A 14,755-nucleotide genomic window follows, 5' to 3' on the forward strand; every position below is an offset into this window, starting at 1 on the left:
ATGTGAGAGCTTTACGTGGGCTTTAGCCCTGATTTTTACGCTTTTGTCAAAAAAAATCAGGGCTAAAGCCCTACGTTGTGGTCTTTTTTACCCACCCCAGCCTAAAGTCAGACCGCCGATACGACATGGGGTTTGAAGAGGTTCGAGGTATTGCGCAACAAAATCCTAATTAACATTGCATAATTACCTAAGTCTTAGTTTACAATCAAGCCACAAAAAAATGGGTATGACTTACCTTCTTTTTCCTTAAAAAAGAAAAAGCGGATAGAAAAATCTTTTAAAAATGAAGCATATAAACAAACTAAGGGTGCTTTTGATGATTTGGGGGAGTAGCATGAGCCTCGCAGTCTATGGGCAGGTTACGACTTTAAACACCAGCCAACGTTGGTTACTTTTGGCTGAGCAATCCCAGCACCGACTTTTGGTAGTAGATGTAGACAATTAAAGGGTGTTGACAAACTTTGGTTGACTGATTTGGCAAATGTGTATATTTTTGAAACCCATAGCCGAGCGTTGCAAAGAGTATATGGGCCGGCGCATGTCAAAAGTGTAAGCTCCCGAAAAGAAGATAGTAAAGTGGCGATTAGTTATCCTCCAAACTACTCATTAAAATATACTAGCTTGCCTACGTCTAAACCTTAAAAACGACTTTCAAAAATCACAAACGCATTCAAAATGGAAAATACGGCGCAGTTGTTATTAGTAGAGGACGAATCCAAAGTTGCAGCATTCATAAAAAAAGGTCTCGAAAGGCAGGGGTTCAAAGTAGATATTGCGGAAGATGGTCGGCTTGGAAAACAGTTTTTTGACGAACGTACCTACGACTTACTTATTTTTGATGTCAATCTCCCTTACATGGATGGGGTGGAGCTAGCTGCTTATGTGCGCACCAAAAATACCCAAATTCCCATTTTGATGTTGACGGCATTGGATACCACTGCCGACAAACTAGCTGGTTTTGATGCGGGGGTGGACGATTATTTGGTGAAGCCTTTCGACTTCATGGAGTTGATTGCCCGCCTCAAAGCATTGCTCAAACGGGTAGTCAAAACCAATGAATCTACGAATCTTTTGAAAGTAGCCGATTTGGAACTGGATTTAGATCAGAAAATAGCGCGACGAGGCGGGCAAGCCTTCGAGCTGACGGCCAAAGAATTTGCGCTTTTAGAATATCTGATGCGCAATCGGGGGAGAGTCGTATCTAAGATTGATATTGCCGAGAAAGTATGGGATATTGATTTTGATACTGGTACCAATTTTATAGAAGTTTATATCAATTATTTACGAAAAAAAATCGATAAAGATGCTTCTTCCAAATTGATTCATACGGTAGTGGGCATGGGCTATACCCTCAAAGAAAAATGACAATTCGAAATCGTCTTACGGTACTTTTTACGGCAGTAGTGTCGGTGTTGCTACTGTTGTTTTGTGTTGTCATTTACTTTTTTGCCGAATATCACCGGCAAGAGGAGTTTTTTAAACGCTTGCGAGAAGAGGCGCGTACTACGGTAGAGTTGCTTTTTGATAAAGAAACCATTAGTCCCGAATTGCTCAAATTGCTGGATCGCAATCAAATGACGGTACTTCATCAGGAAGAAATCATTGTTTATGATTATCAAAATAAGCTCCGCTATGAGAGCGGAACCGATTATATAAATATTGATAAAGCTATCCTCGACCGGGTCAGGGTAGAAAAAGAAGTACGATGGCGCGAAGGGCAGCGGGAAATTGTGGGAATTTATGTGGTAGATCGCCAAAATCGCTTTGTGGTTTTTGGCTCAGGGATAGACAAATACGGTTTTAGGGAGGTTCAAAACTTGGCGCTTGTGATGGCAATTGGGTGGTTTTTGGCTACTATGGTAGTAGCTGTGGTAGGATGGATATATGCTTATCGCGCTTTGGCACCTCTCAAAAAACTCATCGCACGAGTAGACGATATCACTGCCACACGACTAGATTTGCGCGTAGAAGTGTCTAATAGTCAGGATGAAATAGGGCAACTTGCCGAGCGTTTCAATCAAATGCTTGACCGTTTGGAAGATGCTTTTCGAATGCAGAGGGCCTTTGTTTCGAATGCCTCCCATGAGCTTCGTACGCCGCTTACGGCTATCACTGGCCAAATAGAGGTAGCACTCATGGACAATGATCCCCAAGAATGGCAAGATACCCTGCGCTCGGTATTAGAGGATGCTCGCCAACTCAATCGCCTTTCTAATGGTTTATTGTCTTTGGCAAAGGTAAGTATGGACGAATCGGCAGTCAAATTCACGTCTGTGGCTATTGACGAAATATTTTGGCAAGTGAGAAGCGAAATCATGAAAGCGCATCCCAAATTTAGTATAAAGGTTGATTTAGAGGGGTTTTCTAACGATACGCCGCGCTTTGAAGTGATGGGCAACGAACCTTTATTGCGAGTGGCATTGACTAATTTTATGGAAAATGGCTGTAAGTTTTCGCCCAACCACACCGTCAATATAAAGTTTAATAATCTTCCTAATACTTTAGAAATTCAGTTTCATAATACAGGGCCAGTGATTCCGGCCGATGAGCTACCGCATATCTTCAAACCTTTTCGGCGAGCTACCAATGCCCGCCAAGTAGCAGGACACGGCATCGGGCTATCGCTTACGGAGCGTATTGTAAGGCTACACCGAGGCAGAGTGGTGGTAGAGTCAGAAGAGCCCAAAGGCACCACTTTTACCTTGGTTCTTCCCCACAAGTTTTAGTATCTCCTAACATTGAACATCCCGAATCTAGGTGATTTGATGCTAGCTAGGTTCATTGCCTTCGCTTGATGTTTGACTTCTGCGAAGCTATAAGACCTTTCTGCCTCGGAGAGGTAAAGAATTTCTATCAAACAAGTCCGCAAAAAACAGAAGACTTTGGAGAAGTCAAACCTAACTAGTTTTTGACTATGAAGCTCAAGTCTATTAAGGTAACTTATGTTTATAGGTATTTTAGATAAGTAATTGCCCAAAATTAATTTCTATTATTTTTTGTTCTTTCAGTAGGTTTAATCTGTTGATAATCTGTGTTTTATAAGAGTTAGTTAACTGATGACGGTTAACTGGCTATTACTTAAGTTTTGGTAAGTAAATGGATTCTAATGTGATTCTAATACTGCGCTAAGTTGGTTCTAATGTTGAGGCCTTAGTTTTGCAATGTCAAAAGACAAACAGACAGTAGTAAAAAATTACACTGTGTATTCCAAAAACAATAAGTATTCCATATATATAAATCAGAGATTACTATGAAAACGTTCGTTCATGCTTTTATGGCATTTTTATTAGTAGGTAGTACAGTAGCCGTAGCTCAGAGCAACCTCAACTCCCCTCATAACTACAAGCGTCCTGTGAGTCAGAAATCTTCTAAAAGCGAAAATGCGCTAGTAGTTTCAGCCGAGGAGCGAGCAGTTCCGTTGAAGTTAAAAAACAACGTAGCTTCGGCCCACAATTATAAGCGTCAAGGTGGAGCTAGTGTAGAACAAGAGGCAACACTCGTATTGTCGAGTCCGGTGATAGGCCCTGTGCCACAAAATCCGTTGTTGTTGCCTAATCACTACAAGAGCCAAAAGCCGATGAAAGTAGAAGAAAGGGTAGCACGGAAGGTAGTATTGCCGGAGGCTCCTAAAGATAGTTTGAGCAAGTAAATTGCTCCTGGGGGTGATAATGAGAAATTGCCCCCAAACCAAATTGAAAGCACGATTCTTTTCCATTCATACCATTGTTATTTAGTTTAGATTAGAAAACTGGTTTAAAGACAAACAGCCTCGAAGAGTTTTCTTCGGGGCTGTTTTTTGGCAGTCATGCTTTCAAAATCGTCTTCGACTATCTGAAGGTTGCCTAAAAAAACTTCTAAGGATATTCTAATGTAGGTCTAAGTTGAATCTAATGATGGCTAGATAAATTTGTCACATTTAATTTTCAAAATCATGGCACGCTATTCTCTTGATTATTCATTCAAAAACACATTTCCTAGCCCGCCTCAGAAGCGTAATTACGGCTTGGTGTGGGGGATAGGTATGTTGTTGTTTGCGTTTTTGTTTTTCGGAGGAATCGGAACCGCATTTCATTTCCGAAACTCCCATTTATCGTTAGTGAAAGCTCATAATAGACTGAAAGTGAGCTATGACTCGCTTCATTCGGCCAAACAACACGCCGATTATCAACTCTATGAGATGAAGGCTAAATTGCAACAGCTCGGCGGCACACCTTAGAAATTCTAATACTTTTCTAACATTACCCTAAGTTGCTTCTAATACCGTCGCCGTAGTTTTGTAATGTCAAAAGACAAACAGATAGTAGCAGAAAAGCTACCCTGTGTATTCCAAAAAACAGAGAAGTATTCCATTTTAAAAATCAGAGATTATTATGAAAACGTTCGTTCATACCCTTATAGCATTTGTATTTCTAGGTTCGGCGGTAGCTGTAGCCCAAAGCAGTCTGAGTTCGCCACACAACTACAAGCGTCCAGTAAGCCAGAAGGCAGCTAAAAGTGAGAGTTCTCTTGTTGTATCGACCGAGGAGCGTTCAGTACCGTTGAACTTACAAAACAACGTAGCTTCGGCGCACAACTATAAGCGACAAGGCGGTGCCAATGTAGCGCAAGAGGCAACGCTCGTATTGAACACGCCTGTGATAGGACCTGCTCCCCAAAATCCTTTTTTGTCGCCCAATCACTACAAGATTCAGAAACCAATGTCTGTAGAAGAAAGAGTTGCTCGTAGAGTTGAAACTACTCCTTCTCAGCAAAAAGATACATCGAGCAAATAATTTTGCTCAGGGGGTAGTTGGTTGCAATTGCCCCAAACCAAATTGAGAGTAACGATTCTTTTCCTTCCATACCATTACTATTATTGTTTAGATTAGAGAACTGGTTTGAAACACAAAAAGCCCCGAAGATTTTTCTCCGGGGCGCTTTTTTATCGTCTTGTTGGGGGATCGCTTATTTCTGACAAAAATAAATAATTTCGTTGGCAGGAAGGGCAAAAAGCTTTACTTCCTCTGGCGTCAGTTGGTCCATTACAAAACGGTCTTCAGTTACTTTAAATCCACCTTTTTCGAGGCGTTTGCCATAGTCTCTTCCAAAAAGACGCAAGTGATCATCCTGCCAAAAATGCTTTTCTCTTTCTTTGGGATCGGTGATAGAGGCGTCTTCATAAGTCGTAGCTTTCGACAAGTCTTGGGGAGATTGGATAATCGCCCATCCCCCTGGTTTGAGTACTCGATATAGTTCCGACATAGCCTTTATATCATCGTCGACGTGTTCCATGACGTGGTTACAGAAAGTGACATCGAAGGTATTGTCAGGAAAAGGAATTTGGTGAATATCCATTTTGACTTTCGCCAAAGGCGATTCGATATCGGCGGTGATATAATCCAAGTTTTTCATCCGCTCAAAACGGTCGATAAAACAATATTCGGGAGCTACGTGTAGGAGTTTGAGATTATCTTTAAAAAAATTTGTTTTACGCTGTAGATACAGATACATCAGGCGGTGCCGTTCAAGTGATAAGCAGTGAGGACAGAGGGCGTTGTCGCGTCCTGAACGTCCATAGGGTAGAAATTTACGAAATTCGCTACCGCATACGCTACACTTGACCCCTTTTCCTAAATAAAGAATAGATAACGCACGTGCCCCAAAATGACTCACAAGTTGTAAGTATTTGCGCGGTACGTGTCTCAGTACCCAACTAATGATTTCTTTCATTCGCTAATTTTATGAGATTTTTTTCAACAATTCCTGCAAAGTTTTTACTTTTCGACTTAAAAGCAAAACCTAAAGACACCAACTACAAATATGATTCCAAAAACCTCAAAACCACCCGGCCAAAAATTGGTCAAACGCATGAGTTCACGTACCAAATGGATGATACTTGGCCCGCTGAGTACCATAGTTTTGGGGTATGGATTGTGCGTATTTAGCGAAGCAGGGCACCTCAAGCACACCAATGCTCCTTTTCGTCAATGGTTTTTGATGGGTACGTATAGCTTGATCGTAATCAATGGTGCCCTTGTGATGTTTGGGCAAGCCGTCATTTTTCGCATTCAGTATAAATATCGCCAAGAAATGCGCCGAAAATTGAAAAAAATGCAGAAAGAGTGGGAGACTGCCCTTAAAAAGAAAAATGCCGCTCAAGGCGGCAAATTTGGTTAAGCTTTAGCGGCGAATTCAGCCTTGATAGCCTCTACATCAACTTTTTTGATTTCTGGCTTCCACAAACGTTGCTTCATTAGTTTTTGCTCGTTTTGTGGTATCATTACGTTGCGCTTGCTTTTACGCAAAAGTTTAGTCACACCCATTGTAGTATTATCTTTAAATGATGATTCTGAAAAAATGAGCCGCAAAAATACGGACTTCTTTTTAAAAAAGTAAGTGCTCTGTGCTTTTTTTTCGGGGGAGGTGCTACTTTTGTGGTTTCTTTGAACAGGCTACAGGTACTCAAACGGTGGCTCTTCGATTCTTATTAACTCCTAAAATAATGAGTAAACCTTCTTTGGCGCGTGGGACGCGTGATTTTGGCCCCGCGCAAATGACCAAACGCAACTACATCTTTGATACTATTCGACGTGTATTTCAAAAATATGGATTTCAACCTTTGGAAACTCCTGCTTTCGAAAACTTGTCGGTATTGATGGGAAAATACGGGGATGAAGGCGATCAGCTTTTGTTCAAAATACTCAATTCTGGCAACTTCGCCGACGGCCTCAAAGAAGAGCATCTTCAAGAAGGCTATAAAAAATTAACGCTCAAAATCTCCGAAAAAGGGCTTCGTTATGACCTTACGGTACCTTTTGCGCGCTATGTAGTCATGAATCGCGGAGAGCTTGTGATGCCCTTCAAACGCTATCAGATTCAGCCTGTGTGGCGTGCCGACCGACCACAACGCGGACGCTATCGGGAGTTTTATCAGTGCGATGCCGATGTGGTGGGTACCGACTCACTGCTTTGCGAAGCTGAGATTGTACTGATGATTCACGAAGTGCTTCGCGCCTTGGGGCTTACAAGCTTTGCCGTCAAAATCAACAACCGTAAAATATTAAGCGGTATCGCAGAAGTAATAGGTGCGCCGGGTCAAGAAGGCCCTATGTGCGTGGCGATTGATAAATTGGATAAGATTGGCAAAGAAAAAGTAGAAGAAGAACTGGCAGAAAGAGGGTTTTCAGCAGAGGCTATTCAGAAATTACAGCCTATTTACGGATTAGCTGAGGAGCAAACGGATATTTTTGGTAAACTACGTGAGTGGTTGGCTACTTCTGAAATTGGAATGAAAGGCATTTCGGAGCTCGAAGAGGTATGGAAAAAGGTCTCAAATTTTGGGCTTGATTCTCCATTAATGCAACTCGACGTCACGCTCGCACGTGGCTTAAGCTATTATACAGGGGCTATTTTTGAGGTAAAAGCCAATAAGCCCACCGGCGAACCCGTCCAAATGGGAAGTATCTCAGGAGGCGGTCGCTACGACAATCTCACGGGTACTTTCGGAATGCCGGGGTTGTCGGGAGTAGGTATTTCTTTTGGGGTAGATCGTATTTATGATGTTTTGGAAGAGTTGGGACTTTTTCCAGAAAATCAGTCGATTTCTACCCAAATCATGATTACCAATTTCGATGCCGAAGCTGAAGCATATGGCCTTGGGGTATTACGGGCGCTTCGTGAAGCAGGAATCAATGCAGAGCTATATCCTGATGCCGCCAAGCTCAAAAAACAATTTGACTACGCCGACCGTAAGCGTATTCCTTACGTGTTGATTGTAGGCTCAGACGAAATTCAAACTGGTGTTTTATCCCTTAAAAACATGAAAACAGGAGAACAAGAAAAACTTATTCTTACTGATATTATCTCAAAGATTTCCAGTACTTTATTGTAGAAAAGTGACTGTCTCTTGAAGCAATCTGCATTTTCAAGCGACATAATCATCAAAAAAGGCTTGGGACAATAGTTCCCAAGCCTTTTTTGATGATTGATTAAAAACGTTTTAGTTTTTCTTCTTCAACTGTTGGCGTTTTGCGTCTGTTTGCTTTTTAGCATCTTCAGCCTGTTTTTTGGCTTCTTCTGCGGCTTTCATAGAGCGCTCAAGCATATCCGAAAACTTAGATTTCTTTTTCTCTCCCGAAGCGATTTTCTTACGGTTATCTTCCAAAATAGACCTGATTTTGTCGTCATTTACAAAACGGCGAATCACTTGCTGTTGAATGATAGTCACTACGTTTGAGACCAGATAATAGAAGCTCAATCCTGCGGGGAATGTATTCATGATAAACATAAACATCACTGGCATAAAATACGTCAACATACGCATATCTGGCATGCCAGGCTGCTGTACTTGAGTAGGGGTGATTTGATTGTTGTACCACGCATACACAAGCTGCGACACGGTCATGGCGAGTGTAAAAATACTTACGTGTGCTCCATAAAAAGGAATCGAAAATGGCAGCTTAATAGGCGCATCGTAAGTAGACAAGTCGCTAGCCCATAGAAAAGACTGCTGACGAAGCTCAATTAGATTCGGAAATAAGAAAAACAAAGACATCAAAATAGGCATCGTAGCCAGTACCGGAATACATCCACTCAATGGGCTGACCCCCACTTGCTGGTAGAGCTTCATTTGTTCTTGCTGCATTTTGGTAGGGTCGTCGCCTACTTTTTCTCTGATAATAGCCAGCTCTGGAGCAAGCATGCGCATTTTAGCCATACTTACATACGACTTATAAACGAGCGGTGTCATGAGAAGTTTTACAATCAATACTAGTACAATGATGAGCAAACCGTAATTAGAAATAAAATTCTCTAAAAAGTTAAACATCGGTACAAAGAAGAACTTGTTGAGGGGTTTCAAAAACGCATATCCCAAGTCTACATTATCCCCAAAATCAGGTGCCGCTTTTACTTCTTTTACTACTTGATAGTCGTTAGGGCCAAAGAAAAACTGAAAATTGCCTTTACCCGCTTTCAAATCAGTGGTAGCAATTGCCCCTTCACTTTGCATCGTTTTGATGTAGTCATTGTTGGTGGCGTCTACGAGAGATTTTAGCGTGACATTGTTGAGTAGAGAGGTTTTAGCAATAAAAGCCGTCAAGAAATATTTGTTTTTGTGCGAAAACCACGAAACAGGTTGCTCAATTTTTTCTTCTACATTTTCGCCTTGCCCTCTTCCTATATCAGAAAGGCTCCCGTCGGAGTAGTAGTTGGTGGTTACTACTTTACGGTTTTCGGCCATGTCGTTTTCAAATTGTTTTAGTTTGTCTTGCCATACAAAACGCGTAGGGTCATTTTTAACTAAAGCATCTAGACCCACCAATTGTACATCATAATCTATCAGATAGCCACTGCCTTGAATGGTGTAGGTTTGGTCGATGTATTGATTGGCACCGAGAGCTAATCTAAACGAAACCTTGATGGATTGTCCTGCTGTGAGGGTGGTATTGGCGGCAGTGGTGGTGAAATATAAATCTGAAAGATTGATATTGCCTTTAGTGGTAGGAAGTTCTAAACTGAACTTACTGCTTTTGTCGTCGATAAGGTAAAGAGGCTGTTGCTCATACGTTTTGTATTTTTTGAGTAAAACTTCTTTGACATTTCCGCCTTTGGTACTAAAAGTGATACGCAGGTCTTCGTTTTCAACCACAATATCTTTGGCGGTTCCTTGAGCAGCGCTCGAAAAATCTCCATAAATGGCCTTAGCAGCTACTGAATCCAACTGTCTTTGTGCTGGAGCGGTAGCGGTTGAAGTGCTGGGGGTAGTTTTGGCTTGACTAGTGGGATTAGGCTTGGCAGGTTCGGGGTTTGGTACCAAAAGCTGATACCCCACCAGCATACCTAAAATAAGCACTAATCCAATAATTTGATTTCTCTCCATTATTTTGGTTTTAACGTTATCTTTATTCGTTGAGCCCTATTCTGCGGTAGGTCGATGCGTCATAGTTGTTTTTGCAGATATAGATTCCTTCAACATTTTTTTCAAAAAGCGGGTGCAAAGTTAGTGAGTTTTCAAGAAATAGTACTTGGAGAAGGGATGAGTGGTAATATTTTAGTGAAAATTTAACGTAAATGCTTAAAAAAAGAATAATTGGTGAAAATTTTTCTTGACACAATCACGTTTTAGAGTTAACATTGCAAAACATTTCTGACAACACCGCGGTAACCTCTGATACTGATAGACCCAAAAACCGCCTCCCTTGTTCAGTTCAAGCTTTCAATCCTATTTAATTTCTTGGTTAGCTCTCAAATTGTTAAACACCTAATAGTAAAAGAATTCCTTGTGTAAAGTCTCTCTTTACCTTTCCCTATTTTATGCTCAGTACTGACGATCTTAACAACAAACTCCTGTCGGAGTTAAGAGTTCTTGCCGAACAAATCGGCCTCAAAGACTACAATAAATTAGCAAAAAAAGATCTTATAAACAGGATTTTAGAACGCCAACTGACTGCTGAGCAGCCAGAAGCGAATCCTCCTGCCAAACGACCTCGTAAGGGGAATGATACGGCCGCTGTTGAGAAAAAAATACAGCCTTTAGCCCAAATTCCCCCCGTTCGTGAATATACTCATTCTGACCATAGCGAAAAACGTTCGAAGCGTCAACGAATCCAAAAAGAAAAAGCTGATCCTCAAGTACCTATATTATTCACTACACCAGCGCTTGAAGCGCAAGGCGCTTTGGAGGAAATGCCACCTTCAGTAGTGGAAGCACCGGTATTGGAGGAAGTAGTTGTACCTAATGCGTTTGTAGAGGAGGATGGATTTGAAGATTTAAAAATAGAAGATTTGCCCGAAGATGAATTTTTGGATACCTCTTTTATTACTGAAAATCTTGATACTGAGGCGCCTGTTGATATCGAACCGCCCAAGCCAGAAGAAAAACCACGCGAATATAAAGACGAATACTACAATAAAATCAAACGTCAGTATAACAATTACGTCAAAGAATTTGATGGTTTAATCATCAACGAAGGCGTGCTGGAAATTATGTCTGATGGAGGATATGGCTTCTTACGGTCGGCTGACTACAATTACCTTGCTAGCCCCGACGATATATACGTCTCGCCTTCACAAATTAAATTGTTTGGCCTTAAAACCGGTGATAGTATTCGGGGTTCTGTAAGACCTCCCAAAGAAGGTGAAAAATATTTCGCGTTGCTTAGAGTTGAAACCGTCAACGGAAAAACAACCGAAGAAATTCGTGACCGTATTCCGTTTGAGTATTTAACTCCCCTTTTTCCTGAAGAACATATCAAGCTCAGTGGAAAAGCCGACAATTATTCGACTCGTGTTTTAGACTTATTTGCCCCTATCGGAAAAGGACAACGTGGGATGATTGTGGCCCAGCCCAAAACTGGTAAAACAGTATTGCTGAAAGAAATAGCCAATGCCATTACGCGCAATCACCCCGAAATTTACCTCATTATACTACTCATTGACGAACGCCCCGAAGAAGTAACCGATATGCAGCGTAGCGTAAGGGCGGAAGTTATCTCTTCTACCTTTGATGAGCAAGCCGACCGTCACGTAAAAGTGGCTGGAATTGTACTCGAAAAAGCCAAACGAATGGTCGAGTGCGGACACGATGTTGTGATTTTGTTGGATTCTATTACACGCCTTGCCCGTGCACACAATACCGTTACCCCTGCCTCTGGCAAAATCCTTTCGGGTGGGGTAGATGCCAATGCTTTACACAAACCCAAAAGATTTTTTGGCGCAGCTCGTAACGTAGAAAATGGAGGCTCACTTACGATTATTGCTACGGCATTGATTGATACCGGCTCTAAAATGGACGAGGTGATTTTTGAAGAATTCAAAGGTACTGGTAACATGGAGTTGCAGCTAGATCGCCGTTTGGCCAACAAACGTATTTATCCAGCTATCGATGTGATGTCGTCAGGTACGCGTCGTGAAGATTTGCTGCTTGATAAAGAAACCCTCCAACGTATGTGGATTCTCCGTAAACATTTGTCGGATATGAATCCCAACGAAGCAATGGATTTCTTGCTCGACCGCATGAAAGGAACTCGTACCAACGAAGAGTTTTTGGTATCGATGAATCGCTAAACGTTTTTTATTTATAAAGATTACAAAATTAGCCCGCTCCACTGAGCGGGCTAATTTTGTAGTTAGTTAACCAATTAAAAAAACGGTTGGCTTTTTGTGTAAGTCCACCTGATGTTTTTTCCAGTCTTTGGCTGTGAATGTTTTGACAAATCCGTCTGGCGCCGTTAGATGACAAGCCACACAGATACGGGTGGTGGGGTCACAGTGTAGTACCAAATCTTCGAGAAGCTGATTGTTTCGGTAAGGCGTCTCAATAAAGAGCTGGGTTTGTTTTTTGGTAATTGCTTCTTTTTCTAATTGCTTGATAGCTTTGATTTTTGAAGCCTTTTCGATGGGCAAATACCCATGAAAAACAAATGACTGTCCACTCATCCCTGAAGCCATAAGTGCAAGTAGCAGCGAAGAAGGCCCAATCAAGGGAATGACTTCTATGCCTAACTGATGGGCAATTTTGACGGCAACCGCGCCAGGGTCAGCCACTCCCGGACACCCTGCTTCCGACATCACTCCGGCATCTTTGCCTTCTTTCAACAATTGTTTTAGCTGGTTCAACGTGTCGGTTTCGGGTGTGTCTTTGTGCAGCTCAAAAAAAGAAAGCTCGTCTATGATTTTGCCAGTTTTGAGAGAACTAATAAAACGCCGTGCGGTTCGTAGGTTTTCAACAAAAAAAACATCCAATTTTTTAACTACTTCGGGAACTTGTATCGGCAAAACTCCCTCCGTAGTATCGGGTGCAAGTGGTGTCGGAATTAAGTATAATTTCATTGTAAAAAGCTGACAAGCGATTTGACAAAAGCCTCGGGTTGCTCGGCTTGTACCCAATGACTCGCCCCCTCGATAGTATCTACTGTCGAATTGGGAAACAACTCTTTTATTTTGGGTAAATCTTTGTCACGTACATAGCCTGATTTTTCACCTCTCATAAAAAGCGTAGGTTCTTCTACTACTCGCTGATTGATAATGTCCTGACTAATGATTTCGATGTTTTCGTCTAAAACGGGCAAATTGATGCGCCACGCAAAATTCCCTTCTTCGTTGCGGTAGAGATTTTTAAGTAAAAACTGACGCACCGACGGACTAGGCTCATACTGACTCAGTATTTGGTCAGCTTCATTGCGGTTTTGGAGGGTATCGAGCGGAATAGCTTTCAGGCCTGCCAATATATCCCCATGATGTACTTTGTACAATCTAGGTGCAATATCTACTACCACCAAATGACTAAAAGTACCGGGGTATTGCATGGCGTATTGCATCACTGTTTTTCCACCCATCGAATGCCCTATTAAAATAGGTTTTTCTAAATCTTGCTGTTGGATAAAATCGTACAAATCATCCGCTAATTCGGGATAAGAATGAGTAGGGACTTGGGGCGACCGCCCGTGGTTGCGTTGGTCAACAGTATAAACCGAAAAACCGTTGTCGGCTATCACTTTGCTGATAGTGAGCCAGTTGTCGGCAGAGCCAAAGAGGCCGTGAAGAATAATAATGGGGCGACCTGCGCCTATTTGACGAAAAAAAAGTTGCATTGCTGTCTTCAAAACGCGTTTGTTGGTTTTACAAAGATAGCAAGGCAACTTTCTACCCCAAGTGCTCTGAGGATTTAATTAGTATTGAAAAATTAATCTTCGAGATTCAAGACTCTTTTTACCTCATTATAATCTTTCCAGTTGACATTGCCCAAACGTGCTCCGGTAGCAGGCGGAATGATAACAGCGCGATACTCTTCATCCGTAAAAAAGTTGCTCACGTTCACGGCTTTAGAGAAAGAGATAAAAGCCGAAATTTTGCCAGGTTCGGCAGCAAATGAGTAAGTCACATGCGCTCCATCAAAGTAAGTATCCCAAGGTACTGCATTGACAAAACTTTTGTTGGAAGCCACGCGGTTGTAAAGTAATACCATCCCACCATCAAGCGTTTTTTGAGTCAGATAGGTCTGAATAGCTCCTCCTTGTAATCCTATTGAAGTGTACAGTTCATTTTGGTCATAATTGGTCACAAAAGATTGTTTAGGAATAGAGACCCAATTGGTCGAATAAAACGCCGCCCCACTGCTACCGGGGTCGCCCTTAGGTCCTTGTACCCCTTGTGGGCCTTGGGGCCCAGGATCCCCTTGGGGGCCTGTGCAAGCTGATACCAAAACGACCAATGCAAGTGATAGATAACTTAAGATTTTCATAGTATTGTTAGAGAATTCTTCGGCCTCTACGAAGAATAAATTTAAAAGTGAATCATATCTGAGAGGCTCATTGACAAAGATATGAGTGGATTGTAATTGAACAAATTATTTTAAATCTTCCTTCTAACGCCTATTCGTCTAAAAACCATATAGGGGGCGGTTTATATTTTATTATTCGGGTAAGATAGCCCCGCCACAAGATTAGGAAATGGGATTACAATGAAATGAAATGGGTTTTAGTTTATCTTTGTATCCAAACCAAAAATCAGAAACAACAATGAGCTTAGAGAAATCATACCCTTATCTCTACCGCTGGGCGGAGACATACGGAAGAGTAGAGTTTGGACAATTGGAAAATGGGGATGGATTGGTAGTCTGCATCGACGAAGGGGGGACTGTTTTTGAATCTCCCAAAAAAGTCAAAGACCTTGATGCCGCGCTCAAAATGGCCGAAGATGCCATTTATGAGTGGTTTGAAATCAACGACCCCGACGAATTGGATGATTAAAAAGGGCGAAAAATAAAGTATTAACA

Annotated in this window: 15 protein-coding genes; 10 read left to right on the top strand and 5 right to left on the bottom strand. The window is 41.8% G+C overall.

From position 1 onward, the window contains the following. The first annotated feature begins 283 nt into the window (after positions 1-283). The 6 genes from G563_RS38320 to G563_RS0131810 all read left to right on the top strand — a co-directional run bounded on the left by G563_RS38320 (position 284) and on the right by G563_RS0131810 (position 4,772). The gene (locus tag G563_RS38320) at positions 284-445 is read left to right on the top strand and encodes a hypothetical protein (RefSeq protein ID WP_157585762.1); all 162 of its coding nucleotides are present in this window, start codon (positions 284-286) and stop codon (positions 443-445) included. 230 nt (positions 446-675) lie between these two features. Then, positions 676-1,365, top strand: coding sequence for a response regulator transcription factor (locus tag G563_RS0131790; RefSeq protein WP_028668893.1), 690 nt, complete (start codon positions 676-678; stop codon positions 1,363-1,365). Further along, on the top strand, positions 1,362-2,726 hold the full coding sequence (locus G563_RS0131795) for a HAMP domain-containing sensor histidine kinase (protein ID WP_028668894.1): 1,365 nt from the start codon (positions 1,362-1,364) through the stop codon (positions 2,724-2,726). Before G563_RS0131790 ends, G563_RS0131795 begins: the two co-directional genes overlap by 4 nt. Positions 2,727-3,250: 524 nt before the next feature. Continuing rightward, on the top strand, positions 3,251-3,649 hold the full coding sequence (locus G563_RS0131800; protein WP_157585764.1) for a hypothetical protein: 399 nt from the start codon (positions 3,251-3,253) through the stop codon (positions 3,647-3,649). A 282-nt stretch (positions 3,650-3,931) separates the two neighbouring features. Continuing rightward, complete coding sequence (locus tag G563_RS0131805; RefSeq protein ID WP_028668896.1) at positions 3,932-4,216, top strand: hypothetical protein; 285 nt, start codon at positions 3,932-3,934, stop codon at positions 4,214-4,216. Between the two features lie 154 nt (positions 4,217-4,370). Continuing rightward, on the top strand, positions 4,371-4,772 hold the full coding sequence (locus G563_RS0131810) for a hypothetical protein (protein WP_028668897.1): 402 nt from the start codon (positions 4,371-4,373) through the stop codon (positions 4,770-4,772). Between the two features lie 172 nt (positions 4,773-4,944). Here the strand turns inward: G563_RS0131810 and G563_RS0131815 are convergent, their stop codons facing one another. Beyond that, entirely contained in the window at positions 4,945-5,709 is a 765-nt protein-coding gene (locus tag G563_RS0131815; RefSeq protein WP_028668898.1) for a class I SAM-dependent methyltransferase, read from the bottom strand. Positions 5,710-5,799: 90 nt separating this feature from the next. On the opposite strand from G563_RS0131815, the gene G563_RS36430 reads away from it, so the two are divergent. Together G563_RS36430 and hisS are read left to right on the top strand one after the other, a co-directional pair. Continuing rightward, positions 5,800-6,156, top strand: a complete 357-nt coding sequence (locus G563_RS36430) for a hypothetical protein (RefSeq protein ID WP_037328759.1) — start codon at positions 5,800-5,802, stop codon at positions 6,154-6,156. A gap of 325 nt (positions 6,157-6,481) precedes the next feature. Beyond that, a complete protein-coding gene (hisS, locus tag G563_RS0131830; protein WP_028668899.1) occupies positions 6,482-7,870 on the top strand; it encodes a histidine--tRNA ligase in 1,389 nt (462 codons plus the stop codon). Between the two features lie 108 nt (positions 7,871-7,978). Here the strand turns inward: hisS and yidC are convergent, their stop codons facing one another. After that, positions 7,979-9,859, bottom strand: coding sequence for a membrane protein insertase YidC (gene yidC, locus G563_RS0131835; protein WP_028668900.1), 1,881 nt, complete (start codon positions 9,857-9,859; stop codon positions 7,979-7,981). 434 nt (positions 9,860-10,293) lie between these two features. Here yidC and rho point away from each other — a divergent pair, with 434 nt between their 5' ends. Then, on the top strand, positions 10,294-12,045 hold the full coding sequence (rho, locus tag G563_RS0131840; protein WP_028668901.1) for a transcription termination factor Rho: 1,752 nt from the start codon (positions 10,294-10,296) through the stop codon (positions 12,043-12,045). A gap of 66 nt (positions 12,046-12,111) precedes the next feature. On the opposite strand, the gene G563_RS0131845 is transcribed toward rho, so the two are convergent. The 3 genes from G563_RS0131845 to G563_RS38750 all read right to left on the bottom strand — a co-directional run bounded on the left by G563_RS0131845 (position 12,112) and on the right by G563_RS38750 (position 14,221). Beyond that, the gene (locus tag G563_RS0131845) at positions 12,112-12,810 is read right to left on the bottom strand and encodes an SAM-dependent methyltransferase (protein WP_028668902.1); all 699 of its coding nucleotides are present in this window, start codon (positions 12,808-12,810) and stop codon (positions 12,112-12,114) included. Further along, positions 12,807-13,571: an alpha/beta fold hydrolase gene (locus G563_RS0131850; RefSeq protein WP_028668903.1), complete on the bottom strand. Its 765-nt coding sequence runs from the start codon at positions 13,569-13,571 to the stop codon at positions 12,807-12,809. The genes G563_RS0131845 and G563_RS0131850 overlap by 4 nt, the downstream gene beginning before the upstream one ends. 92 nt (positions 13,572-13,663) lie before the next feature. Beyond that, positions 13,664-14,221 (bottom strand): collagen-like triple helix repeat-containing protein, encoded by a 558-nt coding sequence (locus G563_RS38750; protein ID WP_028668904.1) that lies wholly within the window; start codon positions 14,219-14,221, stop codon positions 13,664-13,666. Between the two features lie 277 nt (positions 14,222-14,498). Between G563_RS38750 and G563_RS0131860 the strand changes: the two genes are divergently transcribed. Further along, positions 14,499-14,729, top strand: coding sequence for a hypothetical protein (locus tag G563_RS0131860; RefSeq protein ID WP_028668905.1), 231 nt, complete (start codon positions 14,499-14,501; stop codon positions 14,727-14,729). Positions 14,730-14,755: the final 26 nt, after the last annotated feature.

The sequence above is a fragment of the Runella zeae DSM 19591 genome (assembly GCF_000423565.1).
Taxonomy (GTDB): Bacteria; Bacteroidota; Bacteroidia; order Cytophagales; family Spirosomataceae; genus Runella; species Runella zeae.

What these genes read in the sequence shown, in the direction of transcription:
- G563_RS38320 (WP_157585762.1), top strand. Translation starts at nt 284, where the DNA reads ATGAAGCATATAAACAAACTAAGGGTGCTTTTGATGATTTGGGGGAGT.
- G563_RS0131790 (WP_028668893.1), top strand. Translation starts at nt 676, where the DNA reads ATGGAAAATACGGCGCAGTTGTTATTAGTAGAGGACGAATCCAAAGTT.
- G563_RS0131795 (WP_028668894.1), top strand. Translation starts at nt 1,362, where the DNA reads ATGACAATTCGAAATCGTCTTACGGTACTTTTTACGGCAGTAGTGTCG.
- G563_RS0131800 (WP_157585764.1), top strand. Translation starts at nt 3,251, where the DNA reads ATGAAAACGTTCGTTCATGCTTTTATGGCATTTTTATTAGTAGGTAGT.
- G563_RS0131805 (WP_028668896.1), top strand. Translation starts at nt 3,932, where the DNA reads ATGGCACGCTATTCTCTTGATTATTCATTCAAAAACACATTTCCTAGC.
- G563_RS0131810 (WP_028668897.1), top strand. Translation starts at nt 4,371, where the DNA reads ATGAAAACGTTCGTTCATACCCTTATAGCATTTGTATTTCTAGGTTCG.
- G563_RS0131815 (WP_028668898.1), bottom strand. Translation starts at nt 5,709, where the DNA reads ATGAAAGAAATCATTAGTTGGGTACTGAGACACGTACCGCGCAAATAC.
- G563_RS36430 (WP_037328759.1), top strand. Translation starts at nt 5,800, where the DNA reads ATGATTCCAAAAACCTCAAAACCACCCGGCCAAAAATTGGTCAAACGC.
- hisS (WP_028668899.1), top strand. Translation starts at nt 6,482, where the DNA reads ATGAGTAAACCTTCTTTGGCGCGTGGGACGCGTGATTTTGGCCCCGCG.
- yidC (WP_028668900.1), bottom strand. Translation starts at nt 9,859, where the DNA reads ATGGAGAGAAATCAAATTATTGGATTAGTGCTTATTTTAGGTATGCTG.
- rho (WP_028668901.1), top strand. Translation starts at nt 10,294, where the DNA reads ATGCTCAGTACTGACGATCTTAACAACAAACTCCTGTCGGAGTTAAGA.
- G563_RS0131845 (WP_028668902.1), bottom strand. Translation starts at nt 12,810, where the DNA reads ATGAAATTATACTTAATTCCGACACCACTTGCACCCGATACTACGGAG.
- G563_RS0131850 (WP_028668903.1), bottom strand. Translation starts at nt 13,571, where the DNA reads ATGCAACTTTTTTTTCGTCAAATAGGCGCAGGTCGCCCCATTATTATT.
- G563_RS38750 (WP_028668904.1), bottom strand. Translation starts at nt 14,221, where the DNA reads ATGAAAATCTTAAGTTATCTATCACTTGCATTGGTCGTTTTGGTATCA.
- G563_RS0131860 (WP_028668905.1), top strand. Translation starts at nt 14,499, where the DNA reads ATGAGCTTAGAGAAATCATACCCTTATCTCTACCGCTGGGCGGAGACA.